This window comes from Paraburkholderia kururiensis JCM 10599 = LMG 19447 (assembly GCF_003986935.1).
GTDB lineage: Bacteria > Pseudomonadota > Gammaproteobacteria > Burkholderiales > Burkholderiaceae > Paraburkholderia > Paraburkholderia kururiensis.
In genome coordinates, this window is the sequence record NZ_RJZE01000089.1 from 1 (window position 1) to 1,447 (window position 1,447).

The 1,447-nt window shown below is 71.9% G+C and carries 3 protein-coding genes; all 3 read left to right on the plus strand.

Annotated elements, in window-relative coordinates; translation table 11 throughout:
* Positions 1-560: DUF746 domain-containing protein (locus PKKP23_RS33355; RefSeq protein WP_240659287.1), on the plus strand; the 560-nt coding region annotated here is incomplete at its 5' end.
* Positions 557-1,012 carry a hypothetical protein gene (locus PKKP23_RS33360; RefSeq protein ID WP_126880073.1) on the plus strand — a complete coding sequence of 152 codons (456 nt, stop codon included), beginning with the start codon at positions 557-559 and terminating at the stop codon, positions 1,010-1,012. The genes PKKP23_RS33355 and PKKP23_RS33360, both read left to right, overlap by 4 nt.
* Before the next feature lie 26 nt (positions 1,013-1,038).
* The coding region (locus PKKP23_RS33365) for a response regulator transcription factor (RefSeq protein ID WP_138721056.1) at positions 1,039-1,447 on the plus strand (409 nt) is incomplete at its 3' end.

Below are 1,447 nucleotides of genomic sequence, written 5' to 3' on the forward strand. Positions count from 1 at the left end.
ACGAACCGCTGCCGCCGTGTCCGGCGTGCGGCGCCACGGGCGCGCGGCGCAAGGGCATCGTGCGGGGCCTGCCGCGCTTCCAGTGCGGCCGCCGCGGCGTGCAGTTCAACCGCCGCGCGGGCACGCCCTTCACCCGCAACCGCATCGCCCACCGGCAGCGGCGGTTGATCCGCTATCTGGCGCTGCCGCTGCCCCTCACGCAGCTCGCGGCGATGATCACGGCGCGGCTGGTGCGCGAGTTCCAGCGGCGCTGCGCCCAGCCCGATCCGTCCGGGGATCTGGCCTCGCGCATCCGGGCCTGCGCCCGCCCCGACGCGAACACGCCGTGTTTGTGGTGCGGGGCGCGCCGGGTGCGCTTCGACGTGCCCGGGATCGTGCCCGGCAAGTGTGGCCAGTGCAGCCGCCTGGTTTCGCTGCGCCGCCAGGTCGTGGAACGCGATGGCCTGCTGGTGGCCGGCCCGTGGATGGGCGTGCGCGAAAGCTCGCCCATGGCCGGCAGTGCGCCGTGCGCGTTGGCCGATGATTGCCCTGCCGCGCCTGCCCGGCGTTTTCCATCATGAGCCGACACTCTTCCCCTTCCCGCAAGGCCGTGCGCCGGCCGCTCACTCGCGAACAGCTGCTGCCGCTGCCGGCCGCGAAGGCGCGCGCACTGTCGCTCGAACAGCATCTTGCGCTGGCAGCCCTCAGGCAGGGCCACGGCGGCGTCGAACAGGTGGCCATGCTGTTCCGCGTGGTCTACCTGGCGTACTTCATGGGCCATGCCGCGCGCGAGCCCGTCGACCTGGCGCTGCTCAGGGAGGCGGAGGCCGCGCTCGAATGCTTCGGCCTGGATGACGGGAGCGGGGAGGGCAGCTGGATGCTCGACGCGCGCGAGTGCGAGGTAATCGCCCGGGTGCTCACCGGGCACGACCGGCAGCTCGCCTGGCTGCCGGCGTTCCGCTACGCCGGGGCCTGGACACGTATCCAGGCGTTCATCGCGGGCGACGCGCAGTCGCCGCTGCCGCCCGCGTGAGGCCCCCTGTGAGCCAGGAGTCTGCCATGCGCATTGCCATTCTCGATAACGACCCCGCCTGGCTGGAGCTCGCCGCGGGCGTGCTCGGCCGGGCCGGCCATTGCCGCAATGTGTTCCGCCGGGGCCGGGAGCTGGTCGCCCTGATGCGCAGGGAAACCCTCGATCTGGTGATCCTCGGCGCAAATGTGCGCGACATGCCCGGCGACGAAGTCCTGCGATGGATCCGCGGCCACTGTCCCGCGAACCTGCCGGTGTTGTTCGTGACGGCGGGGGCCGCCCCTCACGATGTCGTCCATGTCCTCAATGCCGGTGCCGACGACTGCCTGGTCAAGCCGGTCGACCCGGCAATCCTGGTGGCAAAGGTTTCGGCCCTGCTGCGCCGGTCCCGCGCCGGGGAGGCGGTGGCCTCAAGACTCGAATACCGGGATTTTGTCT